Below are 21,255 nucleotides of genomic sequence, written 5' to 3' on the forward strand. Positions count from 1 at the left end.
GCGGTGACAAGCCGCGCACTGTACGCGGCGTTGATCGACTCTGTCATACGGCCGGAGGATGTGCGGTGGCCCTGAACAACACGTACGACGCGAGGCTTCCCCAGCAGGAGACCATCGTGGGAGCCGGTGTGCAGCTCGTGCTGCTGGCTCTGCTGGGCACGGCGATCGGTATGGGGCCCGCGGGCTGGCTCACCGGTCTGGCCTTCGCGATCGCCACCTGGGCGGTGCTGACCCGGGCCCTGCGCCGTTCACAACCGCGCTCCTTCGGTCCGGCCAACCGGGTGACGCTGGGCCGCGCGATCCTGGTGGGCGGGGTCACCGCGCTGGTCGCCGACTCGTTCCAGAGTTCTCCCCCGGTCAGCCTGCTGGTCGGTCTGACGGCGGTCGCGCTGATCCTCGACGGCGTCGACGGCAAGGTGGCCCGGCGCACCGGCACGTCCTCCGCCCTGGGTGCCCGCTTCGACATGGAGGTCGACGCGTTCCTGATCCTGGTGCTGAGCGTGTACGTCGCGATGTCGCTCGGCCCGTGGGTGCTGCTGATCGGCACGATGCGCTACGCGTTCGTGGCGGCGGCCCGGGTGCTGCCCTGGCTGAACGCCGCGCTGCCGCCGAGCATGGCGCGCAAGACGGTCGCCGCCATGCAGGGGATCGTGCTGCTCGTCGCGGGCGCCGGGATCCTGCCGCGCGCGGCGGCCGGGGCGGCGGTGCTGCTGGCCCTGGCGCTGCTCGTGTGGTCGTTCGGCCGGGACGTCGTGTGGCTGTGGCGCCGGGGCGGCCGGACACCCGCGGCGCCGCACCGCGGCGCCGGGGCGGGCCGCGACGACCGGAACGCCGGCGCGGACCGGCCCGCCGCCCGGGTGCTCGCGCTGTCGGTCAGCTCCGCTTCCCGGCCGGTACCGGCGCGTTCCGAGGGTTGATGACGTGCCAGAACAGGTCGACCCCGTTGGTGTCGGCCGGCTGGACGTCGTCGGTGTACCAGTACAGCGGGAAGCCGTCGTACGTCACCTGGTTCCCTCCGTCGGGCCGGGGGACGGTGCCCAGCGTGCCGGCGATGCCGGGCGGCAGGCGGAGTTCGACGCCGGGCGGGCTGAGCAGCGGCTTGCGGGTGTCCGTGCAGGGGCCCACGCAGGTGACGGTTCCGGAGCCCTCCGGGTCGAAGCGGTAGAGCGTACGGCCGTTCGGGTCCGTGAGCACGCGCCCCATCGTGTCGGTCTCGGCGACCATGACGGTCAGCCGGGGCGGCTCGGGAGCCGCCATCGCGGGATAGGGCAGGCCGAAGCAGGACGCGAACGCCACCGCGGCCAGCAAGGGGGTGACCGGTCGACGCATGATGCTCTCCTCGCTCTGTCGCGGCCTCGGGACCTGTCGCACGTGCCGCACGGGCCTCGTCGGGTGTCCCGGCCGGGACCTCAGTAGGTGATCTTGACTCCGTTGACCGTGTGGTTGTCCGTGCGGCCGCCGTTGGCGCCGCCGAACCCGGTCAGCACGTTCTGCGGCAGCTTCACCGCGGTGTCGATGACCTGTGTTCCGTCCACGCTCACCAGCAGGTGCCCGGCGGTCGTGACGCTCACGTCGACGACGTGCCGGCCGGACCGCAGATCGGGGACGGCGGTAGAGGTGGCGGCGTAGGTGAAGGGCGCTCCCGTCCCGCCGGTGGCGACGCCCACGAAGTTGGCCGACGGGTCGCCGGTGTTGCGGAAGGTGTCCAGGGTGACCGCGATGCCCGGCAGTCCCGCGTAGCCGAGGCCGCCCCCGCCGCCGCCCAGCGCCGTGGGCTTCGCCCTGGACGCGTCGAGCAGCATGAAGGCCAGGCCGTCCGCGCCGGTGCCGCCGCCGACGGTCGCGGTGAAGCTCGCCTTCAGCCGCCCAGACGGTACGGCGGTCCCCTGGACCCCGGATCCCTTGGTGTTCTGCGCGGTCTTCGTGAGCACGAGGTCGGTTCCGGACAACGCGGCGGAGCCGTTCAGGGTCCAGCCGTTGGGCCCGGGCGGCGGTACCGCGTAGGAGGTGGCGGTGACCACCGCGTCCCGGACGGTGTGGATGTCGGTCTTCCCGCCGTTGGCGCCGGTGAAGGCCAGCAGGGCTGTCGGCGGCAGCGAGGCGACCGTCGTCGTGAGCAGCCGGACGCCGTCCACGGAGACGGTGAGGGTCTTCCCGGCCACGGAGACGGAGACGGCGTGCGGGCCCGAGCGCAGGTCGGGCACGTTCGTGGCGGTCGCCGCGTAGGTGAGGGTGCCGCCGCTGGTGGCGGCGGTGATGCCGACGAAGTTCGCGGACGGGTCGCCCGGGTTGCGGAAGGTGTCGAAGGTGATGGCCACACCCGGCCTGCCCGCCCAGCCGAGGCCGCCGCCGTCGGTGCCCAGGGCGGTGGGGGTGGCCCTGGCGGGATCGAGCAGGCCGAAGGTGAGGCCGTCGGCGCCGCTGCCGCCGCCGATGACGGTGGTGAACGCCGCCTTGAGTCCGTCGGTGGCCACCGGGACGGGGAAGACCGCCGAGCCCGCCTGGTGGGCGCCGGTCTGGGTGAGTTGCAGGTCGTTGCCCGACAGGCGGGCGGAGCCGTTGAGCCGCCAGCCGCCCGCGCCGGGTGCCGGCACGGTGACCCGGCCGGGCGCGGTGCCCGTGCCCTTGACCGTCTCGTTCTGCGGTCCGCGCCCGTCGTCGGAGGTGATCTGGTACGTGCCGGAGGCCGCCCCGACCGCGGTCGGGGAGAAGGTGACGGACTGGTGGATCACGTCCTCGGGGCCGATCACCTGGCCTTCGCTGAGCGGGTTCGTCACGTGGAACGGTGCCGCGGGTGGCGCCGCCTTGGTGATGGTGAGCGGGATGTTGCCGGTGTTGCTGATGTCGAAGGTCTTGGTGACCGACTTGCCGACCGCGACACTGCCGAAGTCGGTGGACGTCGGAGTGATCGTCAGATGTGCCTGTCCGGTCTCGGCGGAGCCGGTGAGAAGGACGTTCGCGGTGCCGTTCGCGCCGGTGACGGTGAGGCTTCCCGTGTGGTCGCCGGTGGCCGTCGGAGCGTATGTCACCTGGACGGTGACGGACTGCTGGGGTTGTACGACGGTGCCGTCGGCGGGCAGTCCCTCGGCGACGAACGGGCTGTCGGGCGGGCCGGTGCCGGTGATCGTCTCGGGCTCCGTGCCGGTGTTGGTGAAGCTGACGCCGAGGGTCTTGGCCGTTCCGGTGGCCACGGTGCCGAAGGCGAGTTCGGAGGGGGAGGCGGTGAGACCGGGCCGGGTGCCGTAGCCGGTCAGGCCGAGGCCGACCGACCCGGCGTCGGTGGCGAACGTCAGCACGGAACTGTCCGCCCCCGGCGTCGTCGGGGAGAAGGACACCGGCACCGAGTACGTGTCCCCCGCGTGCAGGGTCACCGGCAGCCCGGTGGGTGCGGCGGAGAACTGGCTGCCGGCCGGTGTGTTCACCTCGGTGACGGTCACGTCCTGGGTGGCGGTCACCTTCGCCGTGGCCTGCCCGGTCTCGCCCACGGCGACCTTGCCGAGGTCGACGGGGCCGCCGCTGAGCGCGGTGGTGGACGGCCGCCCGAAGGCGATGACATGGCCGTCGCGGGTGCCGACGTAGACGCGTCCGCCGTCGGTGGCAGGCACGGAGAACTTGGACGCGGTGCCGATGGGGGCGGAGAAGCGCAGGTTCAGCGTTCCCTTGACCGGCACGGCGTCGTACGCGCGGAGCTGGGCGTTGGCTCCGTTGGAGCCGTCCGAGTAGATCGCCCAGACGAGGGCCGATCCCGGTGTGGTGCCGGTGGAGGTGACCACGGGCGAGCCCGAGGTGTACCCGAAGGTGCCGGAGCTGGTGCCGGTGTTGGTCAGTGAGGGCAAGCCGGCGCCGTTGACGCCGTAGGTGAACGCCCGCAGCGGTCCCCGGCTGCCGATCGTGTAGACGAGGCCGCCCTCTCCGCCGTAGGCGGCCGGATGTCCCCAGACGCCCTCGTACGGGCCGAAGGTGCCGAGCACCGCGTCGGTGCCGCCGGGCCCCTGACTGCGCCCGCCGAGGTGGTCGCGGTCGAGGAGGAAGAGCCGGCCGTCCTTGCCGATCTCCACCAGGAGACGGGGATGACCGCCGGTGCCGAAGGCCGGGCCGGGCAGGGCGACCGGGGCGCCCGAGCCGAGGTCGGTGTCGTTCGTGTCGAGGGTCGGTGCGTTGGCGGGGCTGAAGAAGTCCTGCGCGGACATGGTGCCGTCGCTGTTGACGCCGAGACGGACCACGGATTCGGCGAGCTGGCCCGGGGGGTTGGAACCGGGGCCCGGCGCCGGGGAGATGCCGTTCCCGGTGGACAGGAACATCCGTCCGGGACCGTCGGAGACCAGGCCGCCACCGCTCATCCAGATGCCGGCCATGCCGTTGGCGGACGAGTCCTCGCTCGCCCACAGGGTGGTGGCGCGGCTGGTGGTGTCGACGCCCAGCACATAGCCGACGTAGGGGCCGATGTCGCAGTGCGAGGCGAAGGCGGCGTAGACGGAGCCGCCCATCAGGAGCAGGCCGGGGCGCTGGGCGGCGGTGAAGGCGTTGAAGGGGCGGCCGGGGTCGTTGACCGGGGCGCCCTGCACCTTCACCGGCCAGCCGCCGCGTTCGGCGCCGGTCGACGCGTCCAGCGCGTGGACGTACCAGTTGGGGTGGCTGGTGTCGGGGCCGTCGTTGATCTTCGCGGTGAGGTAGACCGTCTGGGTGGCCGGGTCGTACACGGGGGTCGAGGTGACCCCGAAGTTGGGCACCAGGTCGCCGCAGCCGATCGCCGAGGCGGGCCAGGGGTCGCCCAGGGTCTTCGTCCAGTTGATCTTCCCGGTGGTCGAGTCGAGGCCGTACACCTTGGCGTTCTCGGTGGCCGCGACGACCGTGTTCCCGGCCACCAGCGGCTGGGCGTAGACCTGGCCGTCCACGGCGGTGGAGAACCGCCGGCCGAAGTCGGAGGCGGCCACCTCCGAGGGGGCCAGGCCGGGCTCGTCCGGGTCCCAGCCGGTGCGCAGGTTGTCGACCGAGACCGTCGTCGCGTCGGCGGCGCGGGCGCCCACGGTCGCTGCAGGCGCGCGCGTGGTGGCGGGACGGGAGGGTGTGCCGACGGCGGGCGCGGTCGCGGCACGGGAGGGTGCGCCGGCGGCGGGCGTGGGCGGGGTGTCGCCCCGGGCCGGCGCCGCGGCCTGCGCCGGCGAGGGCGCGCCCAGGCCCAGCAGGAGACCGCTCGTCAGCAGGGCGAGCAGCCGGCGTCCGGCCCGTGGTCCGCGCCTGACGCGCATGGCTCCACCTCGGTGCGTGAGTGTCGAGGGCGGAGACCGGCCCGTCCCGCCGGCGATCATCGTCAGCGGGCCGGGCCGATGTTCGTACGATTTCGGGGCGCTCCCCGGTGGTGTTCACCCCGACAGGCCAAGGCAAGGGCATGGGCGGGGGCCGGGCGGCGGGGTCAGCCGTGGCTCTTGATGAAGGTCTTCACCTCGTCCCACACGGACGGCTGTTGCAGCAGGATGTCGCTGCCGTGGGCGGCGCCGGCGACCATCTCCAGCTTTTCGCCGTGCGACTTCTTCGCCAGCTTGTGCAGCGTGCGGGCGTCGTCGGCGAACCGTCCGTCGCCCGAGGCCGCGAGCAGATACACGGGCATGGTCAGCTTCGGCACCGCCTCGGTGGCGTCCATGCCGCCGTACAGGCCCGGGCCAGACAGCGACACCACCGCCGCGACGGCCGGTCTGATCCTGGCGGCGGCGACGAGTGAGGCGGTGCCGCCCTTCGAGGCGCCCATCAGGACGACCTTCCGGGCTCCGTCCTCGCGCAGCCGGGCGGCGGCGCCCTCGATCTCCGGGATCTCGGAGGAGTTGCTGTTGACGGCGAGCACGCGGTAGCCCGCGGCGGCGAGTTCGTCGGCGGACGGGATCCAGGAGCACACATCGTTGTTCGACTGGTGGGACAGGACGATGCCGGTGGTGCCGGTGCCCGTCTCGTAGCCGTCGACCTCGTTGCCCTCGGTGTCCTCGAACGTCGTGGACTTCTTCAGCTGCTTGCCCGCGAGACAGCCGAAGTCGTTCGCCGCCGACTCCGTGGGGCTCGCCGTCGTCCCTCCGGCGTGGGCGTCCTCTCCCCCGTCCCCGCCCCCTCCGCAGGCGCTGAGCGCCAGTACCCCCGCGCACGCGAGTGCCCGGGCAGCCCGGACCGATCCGTTCATGCGTCGCTCCCCCGTCTTCTCGGTGAGGACTTGCCTGGCCCGCATCATGGCAGCTGGTCCAGACAAATGGACCGGAGTGCGCGGAAGTCGATCCATGCACTCCGGTCCCTCGGGTGGGGGCGCCCCGTCAGGAACGGGGCCGGTGGTCTCAGGACGCGACGCGCTGACCCGGCGCCTCCGCGTCGGGGTGGTCGAGACCGAGGTGGTCGCGCAGGGTGGTGCCCTCGTACTCGGTGCGGAAGACCCCGCGTTCCTGGAGCAGCGGGACCACCGTGTCGGCGAAGGCGTCGAGGCCGCCCGGCGTGATGTGCGGGACGAGGATGAAGCCGTCGGCGGCGTCGGCCTGGACGAAGGAGTCGATGGTCTCGGCGACGGTCGCCGGGGTGCCCACGAAGGACTGGCGGCTGCCGGTCTCGATGACCAGGTCTCGGATCGACCAGTTGTTGGCTGCCGCCTTCTCGCGCCATTCACGGGCGGTGGCCAGCGGGTCGCGGTACATCCGTACCTGGGCGCGGCCCCGGGCGACGGTGTGCTCGCCGAGGTCGGGGTCGATGTCGGGCAGCGGGCCGTCCGGGTCGTAGGCGGACAGGTCCCGGTTCCAGACGAACTCCAGGTGCTTGATCGCGGTGGCGCCGCTGACCTGGAGGCGGCGTACCTCCCGGGCCTTCTCCCGCGCCTCCTCGTCGGTGTCACCCAGGACGAAGGTGGCGGCGGGCAGGATCAGCAGCTGGTCGTGGCGGCGGCCGTAGCGGGCGAGCCGGTTCTTGACGTCCGTGTAGAACGCCTGGCCCTCCCGGAGCGTGCTGTAGCGGCTGAAGATGGCGTCGGCGTCGGCCGCGGCGAACTCGCGGCCCTCGTCGGAGTCCCCGGCCTGGAAGATCACCGGGCGGCCCTGGGGGCTGCGCGGGACGTTGAACTGCCCCTCGATGTCGAAGTGCTGTCCCCGGTGCACGAACGCTCCGGCCCGCGCGTCGCGCAGGAAGGTGCCGCTCGCCCGGTCGGCGACGATCTCGTCGCCACGCCAGGAGTCGAAGAGCTCGTGCGCGGTGCTCAGGAACTCCCTCGCCCTGGAGTACCGCTCCTCCTGCGGCAGGAAGCCGCCGCGGCGGAAGTTCTCGCCGGTGAACGCGTCCCAAGAGGTGACGACGTTCCAGGCGGCCCGCCCCTCGGAGAGGTGGTCGAGGCTGGCGAACTGGCGGGCCACCTCGTAGGGCTCGTTGAACGTCGAGTTGATGGTGCCGGTGAGGCCGAGGCGTTCGGTGACGGCGGCGAGCGCGCTGAGCACGGTGAAGGTGTCGGGCCGGCCCACGACGTCCAGGTCGTAGATCTCGCCGCCCTGTTCACGCAGCCGCAGTCCTTCGGCCAGGAACAGGAAGTCGAACTTGGCGCGTTCGGCGGTGCGCGCGAAGTGGGCGAAGGAGCTGAACTCGATGTGGCTTCCGGCGTCCGGGTCGCTCCATACGGTGGTGTTGTTGACGCCGGGGAAGTGGGCGGCCAGGTGGATCTGCTTCAGGGGCTTGCTCATGGTCGTACGGTCCCTCCGGCTCAGACGGTGACGGCGTAGCGGTTGGCGGGGCGGGCGAGGCCCAGCAGTCCGCGCAGGGTGGCGGCCTCGTACTCCTTCCGGAATGCGCCGCGGCGCTGGAGTTCGGGGACCAGGCCCCGGGTGATCGCCGGGAGGTCGTGCCCCGCGACGGCGGGCCGCAGCCGGAACCCGGACAGGCCCGCCTCCCCCAGCTCCTGGAGAAGATCCGCCAGTTGAGCGGGAGTGCCTGTGAAGATGCGGGCGTCGCTCGTGTACGGCTGTCCCGCGAGCGAGTCGAGGCGCTCACGGCGGGCCACCGCGGTGGACTCGTCGTCGTCCAGGAACACCACCAGGTCGCCGAAGAGATGCAGGGGCTGCGCGGCGCGTCCGGCCGCGTCCTGTTCCGCGCGGACCGCGGCGACGACGGCGCGCGCCTGTCCGGCGTCGTGCGGGGTGACGTAGCCGAGATCGGTGGAGCGGCCCAGCAGCCGGAACGGCGCGCCCGTCCCGGTCTCGTGGGCCAGCGCGCTGACCAGAGGCTGGCCCTGCGGCGGACGGGGCGTGATGGACGGGCCCTTGACGCTGAAGTGCCTGCCCTCGAAGTCGATGTAGTGGAGCCGGGCGCGGTCGATGAAGCGGCCGGTCACGGCGTCGCGGATCTCCGCGTCGTCCTCCCAGCTGTCCCACAACCGGCGCACCACCTCGACGTGATCGGCGGCCTCGTCGAAGAGCTCGGTGCTCAGTTCTCTGACGGCCGGGCTCTCCAGGTCTTCGAAGCGGAACGCGGGGAAGGCACGGCGACCGAAGTGTGCGGCCTCGTTCCTGCGCGCGGACACCTGCACCCGCAGGCCGGCGCGGCCGGTGCTCACATAGTCGAGGGTCGCGATCGCCTTGGAGATGTGGAACGGCTCCGTGTGTGTGGCCACCACGGTCGGCACCAGTCCTATGTGGCTGGTCAGGGGTGCGACGCGCGCCGCGGTGAGCACGGCGTCGAGACGGCCGCGGACCTGGTCCGTGCGCGCGTCGGGTTCGGTGAAGCGCGAGGACTGAAGCCCGAGGGCGTCCTCGATGGTCACGAAGTCGAGCAGGCCGCGCTCGGCCTCGGTGACCAGGTCGGCCCAGTACGAGGCGGTGAGCAGGTCGCGCGGGCGGGCCACCGGTTCGCGCCAGGCGGCGGGGTGCCAGCCCGCGCCGTCGAGCGCGACGGCGAGGTGCAGCACCCCGGTGCCTTCGGAGGAGTCGGCGACGGGTGCGGAGAGGGCAGAGGAAGAGGAAGCGGGCAACGAAGACGCTGAGGACACGGAGGGGTGCCTTCCTGATCGACCGTACGAGATCACCGGGCCCGCGGCGGCGCGGGCCCGGCGGCTGGGTGACAGGTCAGGGACGACAGAGCGCGGCGGCCACGCGCTGGAGGTCGATGTGCGGCCGCGAGTGGAGGCGCACGCGGCGGCGCGGGGCGATCACCGGCGTACGGAGACGGGACGTCCCTGGCATCTCCGTCGCCTCCGTCCTGCCGGTCCGGCGGGCCCGGGGCCGCGCCGGCATCGTGTCGTCGCGGTGTTCAACACCGGGATCGCGCCGTCTGTTCCGGAACACGTGAGCCCCTGCTCAGGAGTTGTCGAGGGGCAGTCCGGGCGGGTTGACCTCGGAGGTGGTGACGGCTTCGTTCGAGAGGTTCCAGGCGGACAGCCACTTCGCGTACTGACCGTTCTCGATCAGGTGGTTGACGGCGTCGGCGATCGGCTCGGCCAGGCCGCTGTCCTTCTTCGTCGTCGCGGCGATCAGGCCCTGGAGCGAGGCCCCGGCGCCGGAGAAGGTGCCTGCGCTGCGCGTCGGCGTGGGCGACTTGGCGGTCTGGGTCACGTGGTAGGCGACTCCGGGGTTGGCCGCGAAGTAGGCGTCGATCTTCCCGCCGTTGAGCGCCAGATAGGTGCTGTTCTTGCTCGCGAAGTGCTTGACGGTGAGCTGCTTGCCCTCCTGCTTGAGCTTGGTCTGCCACTCCAGGAGGATCTTCTCCTGGTTGGTGCCGTTGTCGACGGCCACGGTCCTGCCGGCCAGGTTGCGGTAGTCGCCGCCGAAGTTCCACTTGCTCGACTTGAGCACCTCGAAGCCGACGTCGTCCTTGCGGTAGGACGCGAAGTCGTACTTCTTCTTGCGCTCCTCGGTGTCGGTGATGTTGGCGAACGCGACGTCGACCTTGCCGCTGTCGATGCCGACGAACATGTTCTCCCAGGTGGAGTTCTTCAGTTCCGGCTCCAGCCCGAGCACCGCGGCGACCAGACGGCCGAAGTCGGGTTCCGCGCCGGTGAGGGTCTTCTGGTCCGAGCCGACGTAGGCGAGCGGCGGGAAGCCGTCGGGCAGGGCTCCGACGCCGATCGTCAGCCTGCCGCTGCGGCGGACCGACGCGGGCAGCTCCTTGCTGATCGACTTCACCTCGGTGACCTTCAACTCTGCTGTCTTCGCGGCGCCGTTGGACAGCCGGCCCACGGTCACCGTGCCCGCGGCGTCGGTCGTGGTCGCGGCGTCGCTGTCGCCTCCGCAGGCGCTCATGGAGGCGGCCAGGGAGACGACCGCGGTGGCCGCGGTGAGCCCGCGTATCAGGCTGCGTCGGGAGAAGTGCGTAGGCATGGCTGTCCTTGTCGCTGAGTGAGGGTGGGCGTGACGTGACGGTGGGGGGCCTGACGCCGGGTGGTGCGTGGGAGCGGTGGGGCACGCCGGGAGGTGTCAGGGAGTGGTGCGGGGGTGCGGGTCAGAGCACCTTGCTGAGGAAGTCCCGGGTCCGCTCGTGGCGCGGCGCGTCCAGCACCTGGCCGGGCGGCCCCTGTTCGACGATGCGGCCGCCGTCGACGAAGACGACCCGGTCGGCGACCTCGCGGGCGAAGCCGATCTCGTGGGTGACGATCACGAGGGTGGTGCCGCTGGTCGCCAGGTCCTTGATGACGGCCAGGACCTCGCCGACGAGTTCGGGGTCGAGTGCCGAGGTCGGTTCGTCGAACAGGATGATCCCCGGGCGCAGCGCGAGGGCGCGGGCGATCGCCACGCGCTGCTGCTGGCCGCCGGACAGCTGGCGCGGGTAGGCGCCCGCCTTGTCGCCGAGGCCCACCCGGCCGAGGAGTTCGCGTGCGAGTTCCTGGGCCGCGGGCCGGCTCAGCTTCCCGGTGGCGACGGGCGCGGCGGCCACGTTGTCGAGGACGGTCAGATGGGGGAACAGGTTGAAGTTCTGGAAGACGAAGCCGATCCGGCTGCGCTGGGCCAGGATCGCCCGCTCGCCGAGCTCCTTCAGCCGTCGGCCGTGCCGGCGTACGCCGATGAGCTCGCCGTTCACGCTGACGTGTCCGACCTCGGGCTTCTCCAGGTGGTTGATCACCCGCAGCAGCGTCGACTTGCCGGAGCCGGACGGGCCGAGGATCACCGTGACCTCGCCCGGACGGACCGTCAGGTCGATGCCGTCGAGGACCCGTTGGGTGCCGTACCACTTGTGCACGTCGTGCACCTCCAGGGCGGCGGGGCTCGCTTCGAGGGTCGATGCGGTGGTCATACGGCGGCCTCCTTGCGCAGCCGGGCCCGCAGGTCCCCGAGGCCGGCGCGCGCCTTCTGCAGGGGGGTCGGCGGCAGGGTGCGCGTCGCGCCCCGGGCGAAGTACCGCTCGACGTAGAACTGGACGACGGACACGGCGCTCGTCAGGATCAGGTACCAGACCGTGGCGACCAGCAGCAGCGGCACGATGTCGCCGGGGTAGGTGCTGCCCATCGTCTGCACGGAGCCGAACAGGTCGAGCAGCGAGACGTAGAAGACCAGGGACGTGCCCTTGATCAGGCCGATCAGCTGGTTGACGTAGTTCGGGGTGATGGACCGCAGGGCCTGCGGGAACACGATGCGGGTGAACTGGTAGCCCTTCGGCAGGCCGAGCGCGGCGGACGCCTCGTGCTGGCCCTGGTCGACGGAGAGGATGCCGCCGCGGACGACCTCGGAGGCGTACGCGGCCTCGTTGAGGCTGAGTCCGATGACGGCGACCGCCATGTCGGTGGCGAGCCGCGACTCGTCGAAGCTGACGAAGGCAGGGCCGAACGGGACGCCGAGGCTCAACGTCTTGTACAAGGCACTGAAGTTGTAGAGGAAGATCAGCACGACGATCAGCGGCACGGAGCGGAACAGCCACGTGTACAGCCAGCTCACCGCGCGCAGCACCGGGCTGCCGGAGAGCCTGGCCAGGGCGAGCAGGACCCCGCCGAGCAGTCCCAGCACGGCGCTGAGCGCGGCCACTTCGAGGGTGATGACGAGGCCGTCGAGGATCGTGGGGCGCAGGAACCAGTAGCGGAAGCGGTCCCACTGGTAGAAGGGGTTGGTGGCCAGGCCGTGGACGATCTGGGCGAGCAGGACCAGGACGACGGCCGTGCCGATCCAGCGGCCCGGCCTGCGCAGCGGCAGGACCCGCTGGGCCGTGAGCGGTTTCGCCGGGGGGTGGGCGGGCGGTGCCTCGGCGAGAGACACGGCGGCGCCGGGGGGTTCACTCATGGGTGCTCCAGCAAAGAGGGACACCCCGGGGCGGGCGTGCGGGCGCGACGTCGGCGCGGCGCCGTGGGACGGCCGCGGACGACGGACTGCGGGAGGACGCCGGTACCGGGGGCTGGGCGGACAGAGGGCACACCGCTCAGCGGTGCGCGTCAGGGATTCAGAACGCCGTCAGCCTTGACAGCGGGCACAGCCCGGGGCGCTACACAGTGCGCTGTTGACACGGAGCAGGTCGACGCAGCGGTCGGCGCACAGCAGGACGCAGCCGCGGGGCCGCCGTGCGGCCTTCCTCGAAGCTGTGTGCATCGCCGTCTCCATCGCTGTTCCCGCCCGTGGGCGCTCGCGCTTACCGAAGGTCTTCCGGTCCGGTCCTCACCTGGGGCACCCCACCGCGACAGGAGGGTTGCCGGACAGCGAGCCAGGGCTTGTCGCTGACACTCATGACCGATCTGCGGCGTAAGTTAGGCACTTCCGGAAACCGATGTCAACGCCGGGCGGCCAGGATGACCACCTGGTGAGACCCGGTCCACGCCTTCTTGACGGCTCCGGGGAGCCCGCCGAGACTGACGGGGACGGTCACGATTGTCAGCGCCTCGTCACTCGGTTCTTCCGTGCGACGCGGTGATCGGCCCCGGCCCGCTGACAGGCAACCCTTCCACCGCGACGGGGTGCCCCGGGTGACGACCGGGTCCCGCCGGCGTGGTGGGGCAAGCGTGGTCGCGCAGGAGCGCGGACCCTGGAGCGGGACCGGTGGGAATGCCCAGGAACGATCTGACGAGACGTCTGCACATCGATCTGCAGCGGGTCTCCAGCGCCTACTAGACCGGCCGCGTCGAGCCGGTACGCAAGCGCAGTCACTCCGTTCCTCCACGGCCGCCGCCCACGGGCGGGGCCGGGACCTCGTCGTTCCCAGGGAGAGTCATGCCCAAGACATCGTCGCGCGCTTCGGATTCAGGGATCTCCAGTACATGCGGCGGCGCCGCGGCCGACGCGAGCACCTCCAACCCCGGTGCCCCGGCGCCCTGTTGCCCGCTCCCCGGGGACCCGGGCCCGGCCGTGTCCCTGCCCGGCCTCCGTCCCCGGGGCGGGGCGCCGTCGGGGCCGGCCCGCGCACCGCGCATCCGCAGCCGCATCGGAGAGGGAGTCGCCGGAGGTTTCTACCCGGCGCCCCACCGCTACGAGTTGTACCTGTCGCAGGACTGTCCGCGCTCGCTGCGGCTGTCCGTGACCCTGCGCCTGCTGGGCCTGCAGGACTCGGTGGCGACCACGGTCCTGGCGGATCCCGCCGCGACACCCGAGGCGTTCGCCGGGCTGCGCCGCGCCTACGAGGCCACCTGGCACCACTACGAGGGCCCGCTGACCGCCCCTACGCTGTGCGACCGCTGGAGCGGACGCGTCGTCAGCAATCACACCCCCGACATCCTGCGTGATCTCGCGGGCCTCGCGGGCGGGGGCGACGCCGCCTACGTCACCACGCTGCGCCCGGCAGCACTCGCCGCGGACATCGACGCGCTGTCCCGGCTCCTGGACCGTGACGTCACGCCGGCCGCGTCGGCGGACGTCCTGTCCACGGCGCTGGCGCCGCTGGACCGCCGACTGGCCGTGTATCCATATGTTCTGGGCCGTCGGCTGACCGCCGCGGACGTGGATCTGTGGGCGGCGCTCACCCAGACCGGCGCGGCCGGCGTCCCGGCCGACACCCTCGCCCGGCATCCCCGACTCGACGCCTACGCGCGCCGTCTCGGCGAGCACCCCGCCTTCCGGGGTGCCCGGTGTCAGCTCACCCCGCGAACCCGCCGCGACGGGTGACGAAACCCGTCCCGCCCAGCGAATCCTTCACCTGCGGCAATCGCGATCGAACATCAACTGACTAGACTACGCACCCTCGTACACACGATCGCGCCACGTACGAGCGAAGCCGTTCCCGAAGGGTTCCGACTCTTGATAGCCATCGAAGATGTCAGCAAGCGGTACGCCGACGGCACGGTGGCCGTCGACCGCCTCTCCCTCCAGATACCGGACCACTCCATCACCGTTCTCGTCGGACCCTCGGGCTGCGGCAAGACCACCACGTTGCGCATGATCAACCGCATGGTCGAACCCAGCAGCGGAACGATCCGGGTCAACGGCGAGGACATCCGCAGCCGGCCCGTCAACGCGCTGCGGCGGTCCATGGGTTACGTCATCCAGAACGCCGGGCTCTTCCAGCACCGCACGATCCTGGACAACATCGCCACGGTCCCGCGGCTCCTCGGCTGGTCCAAGGAGCGCGCCCGAGCCCGCGCGGCCGAACTCATGGAGCGGGTCGGCCTCGACCCGGGCATGGCCCGCCGTTACCCCTATCAGCTCTCCGGCGGTCAGCAGCAGCGCGTCGGCGTCGCCCGCGCGCTGGCCTCCGACCCGCCGGTCCTGCTCATGGACGAGCCGTTCTCCGCGGTCGACCCGGTCGTCCGGCGCGGCCTTCAGGAGGAGTTGCTCCGCATCCAGGAGGAACTCGGCAAGGCCATCGTGTTCGTCACGCACGACATGGACGAGGCGATCACCGTCGGGGACCGCGTCGCCGTGATGCGCACCGGGGGCAGGCTCGCCCAGTTCGCCTCGCCCGACGAGTTGCTCTCGTCGCCCGCCGACGCGTTCGTGGAGGAGTTCCTCGGCGCCGACCGGGGCATCCGCGGGCTGTCCTTCCTGTCCACCCGTGAGCTCACGCTCGACCGCACGGCGGTCTTCCCGGTGGGTTCCGACTGGCAGGAGATCGCGGGGCGCGCGGACACGCCCGCGCAGGTGCTGGTGACCGACGCCGGCGGCAGGCCGCTGGGCTGGGCCGACCCCACGGCGTGGGGCGGTGAGGTCGAGGCGCTGGAGCCGCACGGGCAGACCTTCGAGGTGGGCCGCGACTCGCTGCGGGTCGCACTGGACCGGGCGGTGCTGTCGCCCACCGGTCAGGCGGTCGCGGTGGACGGCGCGGGACAGGTGCTCGGGGTCGTCGGACAGGAGACCATCGCCGCCGCGATCCGTGCGGCGCGCCGGCGGCGGGCCGCGGACCCCGAGCCGGGCCCGTCCCAGGTCGAGGCCGCGCGATGAACGGCTTCTTCGACATACCGAGCGACCTCCAGCACAGCTATCTCGGCCTGATCTCCTGGCACATGCAGGAGGCCCTGATCCCGGTACTGGTCGGCCTGCTGCTGGCACTGCCGATCGGCCTGCTGTGCGTCCGCTTCAACTGGGTCTACGCGCCGGTGCTGTGGGTCACCACCGTGCTCTACGCGATCCCGTCGCTGGCCTTCTTCGTGGTGCTCATCGACTACACCGGGCTGAGCCGGCTCACGGTGATGATCCCGCTGTCCCTGTACAGCCTGGTGATCCTGGTCCCGTCGGTCGTCGACGGCGTCCGGTCGGTCCCCGAGGAGACGAACGCGGCCGCGGCGGCGATGGGCATCGGCCTCGTACGCCGGTACTTCCAGGTCCAACTGCCCATCGCCGTACCGGCGATCACGGCGGGGCTGCGCGTGGCGACCGCCTCCAGCATCAGCCTGGTCAGCGTCGGCGCGCTGATCGGCAACCAGGGGGCGCTCGGCAATCTGCTCACCACCGCGATGTTCTACCACCGGCCGGTCCTGGCGGTGAACTCGGTGGTCACCACCGCGGTCCTCGCCGTCGTGGCCGATTCCCTGCTGGTACTGCTGCGACGGGTGCTGACGCCCTGGCAGCCGCCGTCCGCGCGCAGGGCGGGCCGCGGCAGGGCCACGACCGCGGGCGCCGCCCGCACCCCGGAGAGCGTCTCGTGAACGTACTCGAATTCATCCGGTCGTTCTTCACCGACGGCTCCCACTGGCACGGCTACGACGGCATCCCGCAGCGCGTCTGGGAGCACGTCCAGTACTCGGCCTCGGCCCTCGCCATCGCCACGGCCATCGGCCTGCCGGTCGGCCTGGTCACCGGGCACACCGGCCGCGGCGGCAACGCGCTGGCCTTCGTGTCCTCCGCGGCCCGCGCGCTGCCGACCTTCGGCCTGCTGGTGCTGATGTTCGTCTGGCTCGGCATCGGCGTCACGCCGGTGATGATCCCGCTCGTGGTGCTGGCGATCCCGCCGGTGCTCATCACCACCTACGAGGCGGTCCGCAACGTGGATCCCTCCCCCGTCGACGCCGCTCGCGGCATGGGTATGCCGGAGGGGAAGATCCTGCTCCAGGTGGAGGTCCCGGCGGCGCTGCCGCTGATCCTCAGCGGTCTGCGCTCGGCGGCGATCCAGATCGTGTCGACGGCGACGATCGCGGCCTATGTGAGCCTCGGCGGGGTGGGCCGCTACATCGTGGACGGCCTGTACCAGCGCAACTACGAGAAGGTGGTCGGCGGCGCCACCCTCACGGCCGTCCTCGCCCTGCTCGTGCTGGTGCTGTTCTGGGCGGTGGCCCGGGTGGCGGTCTCCCCCGGCGTGCGCAGGCGCCGTACGGCCTGAGGCCGCACCGGGCCGCGCCGCACGCGTCAGCGGGGGCGGCCGGAGAGCGCACCTGTGGGGCGGGCCGCGGCCTCGCCCCCCGGGTGTCGGAGGGGACGGGCCTCGGCCCGTCCCCTCGTCACTGTTCCGCGGTGGCCAGCGCGTGTTCGAGGACGACGAGCAGCGCGTCGCGCACCGACCCGCGTTCCCGCGCGTCGAACACGGTGAGCGGCACGTGGTCGGCGACGTCGAGGGCCCACCGCACGTCGTCGAGATCGTGCTCGACCTTGCCGTCGAAGGCGTTGACGGCCACCGCGAAGGGGATCTCGCGGTGCTCGAAGTAGTCGACGGCCGCGTAGCAGTCGTCGAGCCGGCGGGTGTCCACGATGACGAGCCCGCCGAGCGCGCCCTCCACGAGGTCGTCCCACATGAACCCGAACCGCTCCTGGCCGGGCGTCCCGAAGAGGTAGAGCTTCAGGGTGGGGTCCAGCGTGACGCAGCCGAAGTCCATGGCGACGGTCGTCGTCATCTTCTCCGGGGTGTGGGTGAGGTCGTCGACCCCCGCGGCGACCGAGGTGATGGACGCCTCGGTGGTCAGCGGCTCGATCTCGGATATGGCACCGACCGTGGTGGTCTTGCCGACACCGAAGCCGCCCGCGATCACCATCTTCACGGGCAGGGGCGGCTGGGGCCGCTCGCCGTCAGCCCTCACGGATCGCGCCCCTGGAGTCGGGGACAGCTCGGAGACCATCGATAACCCTTCGCAGTACGGTGACATCGCGGTTGGAGTGGGCCGGTGCGTACAAGGCCAGTTGGCCGTCGGCGCGCAGATCGTCGGCGAGGACCCGGATCACGTTCAGGTGCATCCGGAGCTTCGCCGCGATCTCCGCGAGCGACTGCGGCTCCCGGCAGATCGCGATGATGTCGCGGTGCTGCTCGAAGACGAACGCGTCCAGTGCCGCCAGCCCCAGATCGGTCGCGACCACCTGGGTCTCGATCGGGATCGGCGGTACGAGACTGTCGCCTCCGGCGATCCGCCCCGCGGTCAGCAGGAACGGCCGGACGAACGACGCGGGTGGTTCCGCTTCCCACCCGGCGTCGTCGATGGCCGATGGCTCACCAGCCGTCATCACGTCGTCCCCCTTCACCTCTCGGGGCCGTCATCGGTCGGCATGAGGCCCCGTCGGACGTCAGCCGGCCGGCGTGACGCCCACCGTGTTCTTCAGTTCCATGACCAGCTGCGGGCTCAGGACCGCGCCGGCCCGGTTGGCGAACAGGGTCATCTCGTACGCGATGTTGCCGAGCTTCGCCTCCTTCGAGGCGACGACGCCGAGCACCGCCCCGGCGCCGAGCGCCGACACCAGGACGTGGCCTTCCTCCAGGTCGATGATCACCTTGTTCAGTGCGCCGAGGCCGTAGTTGCCCGACGCGCCCATGGCCAGGCTGGTGATGCCGGAGACGATCGCCGCGAGCCGCTCGGAGTCGGCCTGGCCGCGCTGTTGGGACACCGCGATGAGGAGTCCGTCGGAGGAGACGCCGATCACGTCGACGACACCTGCCGTCTCCGTGGCGAAACGATTGAGCAGCCAGTTGAAGTCGGCAGCGGCGGCCTTCACGTCGGTCGCCGGTTCCGCGGTCCGGGGCTCCGGCTCGCCTGTCCACATGGTCACTTGCTCGTGCCTTCCGGGAATGAGGGTCTGCTGTTGTCCGTGCTGGGGTCGTTCGGGGCGCCGGGCCGGTCCGCCGGCCCTGCGCCCGTGCCGAGGTCGTGGGCGGTGGTCTCACGGTGGGCCCGCAGGACGGCGGCCTCGAACTCGTCGATCTCGGATCGTGCCGCCTCCGCGTCCGAGGGCTGCCAGGCGGGCGGGCGCGGGTTCGTGACGGGCGGCCGTTTGGGCAGCCGGCTGGACGCGGTGGTGGCCGACAGGGTCGCGCCGCGCACCCGGCGTCGCAGCGGGCCGGCCTGGCCGGGCCGTGACGGGGAGCCCGTCCCCGGCGCGGGGTCCGCACCGGTTCCGGGGCGCGCGGCGAATCCGCCGTCCGCGCCCGGTGCCGTACCCCGGCCGCCTGGCCTGGACGCCTCCGCGCCCCGGTGCGGTACGCCGGTTCCGGTCGCCCTGGCTCCGGCGTTCGGGACAGGAGCTCCGGGGGCCCTGCCGCGGGCGTTCGGCGCAGGGGTTCCGGGGATACCGGATCCCGTGACCGTCCCGGTGGTTCCGAGGCGCCCGGCTCCCGCGCCCGGCGCCGACGTTCCCTGGCCGCCGGTGCCCGGCCGGGGCCGGGACGTCCCGGTGGCGCTCCCGGGGTGGGCCAGTGCGCCCTCGCCTCCCGTGCCCCCGGCCGGTTCCGCGTGGCGAGCGTGGCCAGGGGCCTCGCCGGGCCGGGGCCGCGCCGGAATCCTGCGCGGCAGTCCCGACGAGCCGGACGGCGTCTCCATGCGGGCGGGGCGCGGTTCGCCCGCGCCGGAACGGCGGGCGGGCGGCAGGATGTGCGCCGCGCCCTGTGCGGGGCCGGCGAGCAGCAGGTGGGACGCGGGGACGGCGACGGTGGCCGTGACACCGCCGCCCGGCGTGCGGGACAGGGCGACTTCGATGCCCCAGCGGCGCGACAGTCCGCCCACCACGAACAGGCCGAGCACCTCCGTGGGTGCCAGGTCGAGCCGTTCACGGCGGATGAGGCGCGCGTTCTCCTCCACCAGCCGCTCGGGGCTCATGCCGAGGCCGTGGTCGATGATCTCGACGAGGGCGCCGCCGGTCCCGTGCCGGGGACGGATGACCACTTCGACGCCGCTGGTCGCCGGGGAGAACATCACGGCGTTCTCCAGCAGTTCGGCGAGCATCAGCGTGAGGTCGCCGATGATGTCGGGCACGACGGTGACATCGCCCTCCGCATGCGGGGTGACCCGCTGGTAGCCCTCGATCTGGCCGAGCGCGGCCCGGACGATGTTGCTGAGCCGCACCGGGTCGGTGTTCTGGCCCGTCTCGCTGATTCCGGCGAGCAGCATGAGGCTGTCCGCGTTGCGCTGGAGACGTACGGCGATGTGGTCGATGCGGTAGAGCCGGTCGAGGACCTCGGGGTCGGTCTCGCCGCGCTCCACCGAGTCGATCAGCGCGAGTTGACGCGCGGTCAGGTTGCTGACGCGGCGGCCGACGTTGCCGAACATCTCGGCGATGTTGCGGCGGCTGACGACCTGGCGCTCCAGCAGGGCGGACGCGGTGATCTGAACCTGGTTGAAGGCCTCGGCGAGTTCACCGATCTCGTCCCGCACGGGCACCGGTACGGCCTCCAGCCGCGGCGGTCCCGCGTCGTCGGCGTCGTCGTCCGCGACCCGGGCGAGCTCGGTCTCGGCGGCGGTCGCCACGTGCTGGGCCGCACCCGTGAGGGTCCGCACCGTCCGCACCACCGAGCGGCGCACCAGCACGGAGAACAGGAGCCAGGCCCCGAAGGCGAACAGCGTGCCGGCGATCAGCCAGGCCACCTGCCACCAGGCCCTGTTCGAGGCGTCCTGGGTGTCGGCGGCGATCTCGTCGATGAGCCCCTGGACGACCTTCAGCCGGTTCTGCGCCTGGCGCTCGTACGTCGGGTCGGCGCGCAGGGCGTCGTCGAGTGCGGCGCGCAGCTGGGTCGCGTTCTCGGCGACCAGGGCGCTGGGGTCGACCTGGAGGGCGGCCCAGTGCTGCGTGATCACGCTCTGGTACGGGCTGTGCTCGATCTCGGCGAGGTCGTTGCTCTGTTCCTGGTCGGCGAACCGGGTGAACCGCTCGGCCTGGTAGGTGTACTGGTCGTAGTCGCCGACGGCGCCGGTGAACTCGATCAGCGCGTTGGGGTCCCGGGTGCGGGCGGCGAAGACGCTGGTCTCGAAGGAGGCGTGGGCGGTGTCGGCGCGCAGCAGCGCGTCGAGCAGATTGCCCGCGGACGAGGACGACTCGCTGCCGGACTGGCCGAGACCGAGGCCGTTGATGAGGCCCTCGATGACGGACCCGTACGCGGGGTCGATGTTGTCCGCGGGGATGGGGCCCTGCTCCACGGTCTTGCGGAGGCTGTCGAGTCCCTCGAGTTCCTTGAGCGCCTGCGCCTCGGCCTCGGGCAGCCGGTCCCCGTAGGCCGACCGGACGGCCGCGATCTGCGCGGCAACCTTCTGCTGCGACTGGAGATAGGCGGCGGTGTCGGGCGCGCTGTCGCCCGTGCGGGCGGCCTCGTGGCGCAGGGAGACGAGGAGCGCCTGGCGGTGCTCGGTCTGCACACCGTCGATGAGCTTGGTCACCTGCACGCTGTCGCGGGCGAGTTGGGCGGTGTCGGCGGCGGAGCGGGCGCGGTCGATCTGCCCGTAGACGACGTAGGAGAGCATGGCGGAGACGACCGCGAGCGGGACGATCACCAGGACGTTGAGTTTCCGGCGGAAGGGCCAGCGGTCGAGGAGGGGCGGCGTCCTGTCCGTGCGGGGAGCCTTCGACGCCTGTGCCGGGGTGACGGCTCGTCTGTGCGCGGGCACCCAACCTCCTTGACTTCGTTCCCCGTGGAAGCCCGTTCGCCAGGGCAGTGTGGATCAACGGTCGCGACGGCATGGTCAGGCCGACAAGTGGAACAAGGCCCTCGACGCGGCCCACACTAGCCGCT

The 21,255-nt window shown here is 72.1% G+C and carries 19 protein-coding genes and 2 riboswitches; of the genes, 6 read left to right on the plus strand and 13 right to left on the minus strand.

The window, feature by feature from the left end; all coding sequences use genetic code 11:
• The first annotated feature begins 65 nt into the window (after positions 1-65).
• The gene (locus ABEB03_RS16715) at positions 66-917 is read left to right on the plus strand and encodes a CDP-alcohol phosphatidyltransferase family protein (RefSeq protein ID WP_345648811.1); all 852 of its coding nucleotides are present in this window, start codon (positions 66-68) and stop codon (positions 915-917) included.
• On the opposite strand, the gene ABEB03_RS16720 is transcribed toward ABEB03_RS16715, so the two are convergent.
• From ABEB03_RS16720 to ABEB03_RS16755, 9 genes are all read right to left on the minus strand, one after another.
• Entirely contained in the window at positions 874-1,329 is a 456-nt protein-coding gene (locus tag ABEB03_RS16720) for a COG4315 family predicted lipoprotein (protein WP_345648814.1), read from the minus strand. The two genes, ABEB03_RS16715 and ABEB03_RS16720, sit on opposite strands and share 44 nt — an antisense overlap.
• A gap of 80 nt (positions 1,330-1,409) precedes the next feature.
• The gene (locus ABEB03_RS16725; protein ID WP_345648819.1) at positions 1,410-5,249 is read right to left on the minus strand and encodes a choice-of-anchor D domain-containing protein; all 3,840 of its coding nucleotides are present in this window, start codon (positions 5,247-5,249) and stop codon (positions 1,410-1,412) included.
• A gap of 164 nt (positions 5,250-5,413) precedes the next feature.
• A complete protein-coding gene (locus tag ABEB03_RS16730) occupies positions 5,414-6,166 on the minus strand; it encodes an alpha/beta hydrolase family protein (protein ID WP_345648822.1) in 753 nt (250 codons plus the stop codon).
• A 148-nt stretch (positions 6,167-6,314) separates the two neighbouring features.
• The gene (locus ABEB03_RS16735; RefSeq protein ID WP_345648825.1) at positions 6,315-7,691 is read right to left on the minus strand and encodes an NtaA/DmoA family FMN-dependent monooxygenase; all 1,377 of its coding nucleotides are present in this window, start codon (positions 7,689-7,691) and stop codon (positions 6,315-6,317) included.
• Between the two features lie 20 nt (positions 7,692-7,711).
• Entirely contained in the window at positions 7,712-8,908 is a 1,197-nt protein-coding gene (locus tag ABEB03_RS16740; RefSeq protein ID WP_345649508.1) for an LLM class flavin-dependent oxidoreductase, read from the minus strand.
• A 160-nt stretch (positions 8,909-9,068) separates the two neighbouring features.
• Positions 9,069-9,236 (minus strand): putative leader peptide, encoded by a 168-nt coding sequence (locus ABEB03_RS45345; protein ID WP_425589258.1) that lies wholly within the window; start codon positions 9,234-9,236, stop codon positions 9,069-9,071.
• A 63-nt stretch (positions 9,237-9,299) separates the two neighbouring features.
• Positions 9,300-10,319, minus strand: a complete 1,020-nt coding sequence (locus ABEB03_RS16745) for an ABC transporter substrate-binding protein (RefSeq protein ID WP_345648828.1) — start codon at positions 10,317-10,319, stop codon at positions 9,300-9,302.
• Positions 10,320-10,440: 121 nt separating this feature from the next.
• Positions 10,441-11,229 (minus strand): amino acid ABC transporter ATP-binding protein, encoded by a 789-nt coding sequence (locus tag ABEB03_RS16750; RefSeq protein ID WP_345648831.1) that lies wholly within the window; start codon positions 11,227-11,229, stop codon positions 10,441-10,443.
• Entirely contained in the window at positions 11,226-12,206 is a 981-nt protein-coding gene (locus ABEB03_RS16755) for an amino acid ABC transporter permease (RefSeq protein ID WP_345648836.1), read from the minus strand. Before ABEB03_RS16755 ends, ABEB03_RS16750 begins: the two co-directional genes overlap by 4 nt.
• Before the next feature lie 334 nt (positions 12,207-12,540).
• Positions 12,541-12,649, minus strand: a riboswitch (SAM riboswitch).
• 128 nt (positions 12,650-12,777) lie between these two features.
• Positions 12,778-12,923: riboswitch (SAM riboswitch) on the plus strand.
• Between the two features lie 36 nt (positions 12,924-12,959).
• On the opposite strand from ABEB03_RS16755, the gene ABEB03_RS45350 reads away from it, so the two are divergent.
• The 5 genes from ABEB03_RS45350 (at position 12,960) to ABEB03_RS16775 (ending at position 16,659) form a co-directional block, all read left to right on the plus strand.
• Positions 12,960-13,025: a putative leader peptide gene (locus ABEB03_RS45350; protein ID WP_425589259.1), complete on the plus strand. Its 66-nt coding sequence runs from the start codon at positions 12,960-12,962 to the stop codon at positions 13,023-13,025.
• Between the two features lie 234 nt (positions 13,026-13,259).
• On the plus strand, positions 13,260-14,012 hold the full coding sequence (locus ABEB03_RS16760; RefSeq protein WP_345648841.1) for a glutathione S-transferase family protein: 753 nt from the start codon (positions 13,260-13,262) through the stop codon (positions 14,010-14,012).
• A 132-nt stretch (positions 14,013-14,144) separates the two neighbouring features.
• Positions 14,145-15,284: an ABC transporter ATP-binding protein gene (locus ABEB03_RS16765; protein WP_345648844.1), complete on the plus strand. Its 1,140-nt coding sequence runs from the start codon at positions 14,145-14,147 to the stop codon at positions 15,282-15,284.
• On the plus strand, positions 15,281-15,988 hold the full coding sequence (locus ABEB03_RS16770) for an ABC transporter permease (protein ID WP_345648847.1): 708 nt from the start codon (positions 15,281-15,283) through the stop codon (positions 15,986-15,988). Before ABEB03_RS16765 ends, ABEB03_RS16770 begins: the two co-directional genes overlap by 4 nt.
• Complete coding sequence (locus ABEB03_RS16775; protein ID WP_345648850.1) at positions 15,985-16,659, plus strand: ABC transporter permease; 675 nt, start codon at positions 15,985-15,987, stop codon at positions 16,657-16,659. The genes ABEB03_RS16770 and ABEB03_RS16775 overlap by 4 nt, the downstream gene beginning before the upstream one ends.
• 118 nt (positions 16,660-16,777) lie before the next feature.
• Here ABEB03_RS16775 and ABEB03_RS16780 read toward each other — a convergent pair whose 3' ends face one another.
• The 4 genes from ABEB03_RS16780 to ABEB03_RS16795 are packed head-to-tail and all read right to left on the minus strand — an operon-like array spanning position 16,778 to position 21,130.
• Positions 16,778-17,389 (minus strand): GTP-binding protein, encoded by a 612-nt coding sequence (locus ABEB03_RS16780; RefSeq protein WP_078629515.1) that lies wholly within the window; start codon positions 17,387-17,389, stop codon positions 16,778-16,780.
• Entirely contained in the window at positions 17,340-17,768 is a 429-nt protein-coding gene (locus ABEB03_RS16785; protein ID WP_345648853.1) for a DUF742 domain-containing protein, read from the minus strand. The genes ABEB03_RS16780 and ABEB03_RS16785 overlap by 50 nt, the downstream gene beginning before the upstream one ends.
• A 60-nt stretch (positions 17,769-17,828) precedes the next feature.
• On the minus strand, positions 17,829-18,302 hold the full coding sequence (locus tag ABEB03_RS16790) for a roadblock/LC7 domain-containing protein (RefSeq protein ID WP_051371572.1): 474 nt from the start codon (positions 18,300-18,302) through the stop codon (positions 17,829-17,831).
• Between the two features lie 2 nt (positions 18,303-18,304).
• Positions 18,305-21,130, minus strand: coding sequence for an ATP-binding protein (locus ABEB03_RS16795; RefSeq protein ID WP_345648858.1), 2,826 nt, complete (start codon positions 21,128-21,130; stop codon positions 18,305-18,307).
• Positions 21,131-21,255: the final 125 nt, after the last annotated feature.

Source organism: Streptomyces siamensis, from assembly GCF_039543605.1.
Lineage (GTDB): Bacteria > Actinomycetota > Actinomycetes > Streptomycetales > Streptomycetaceae > Streptomyces > Streptomyces siamensis.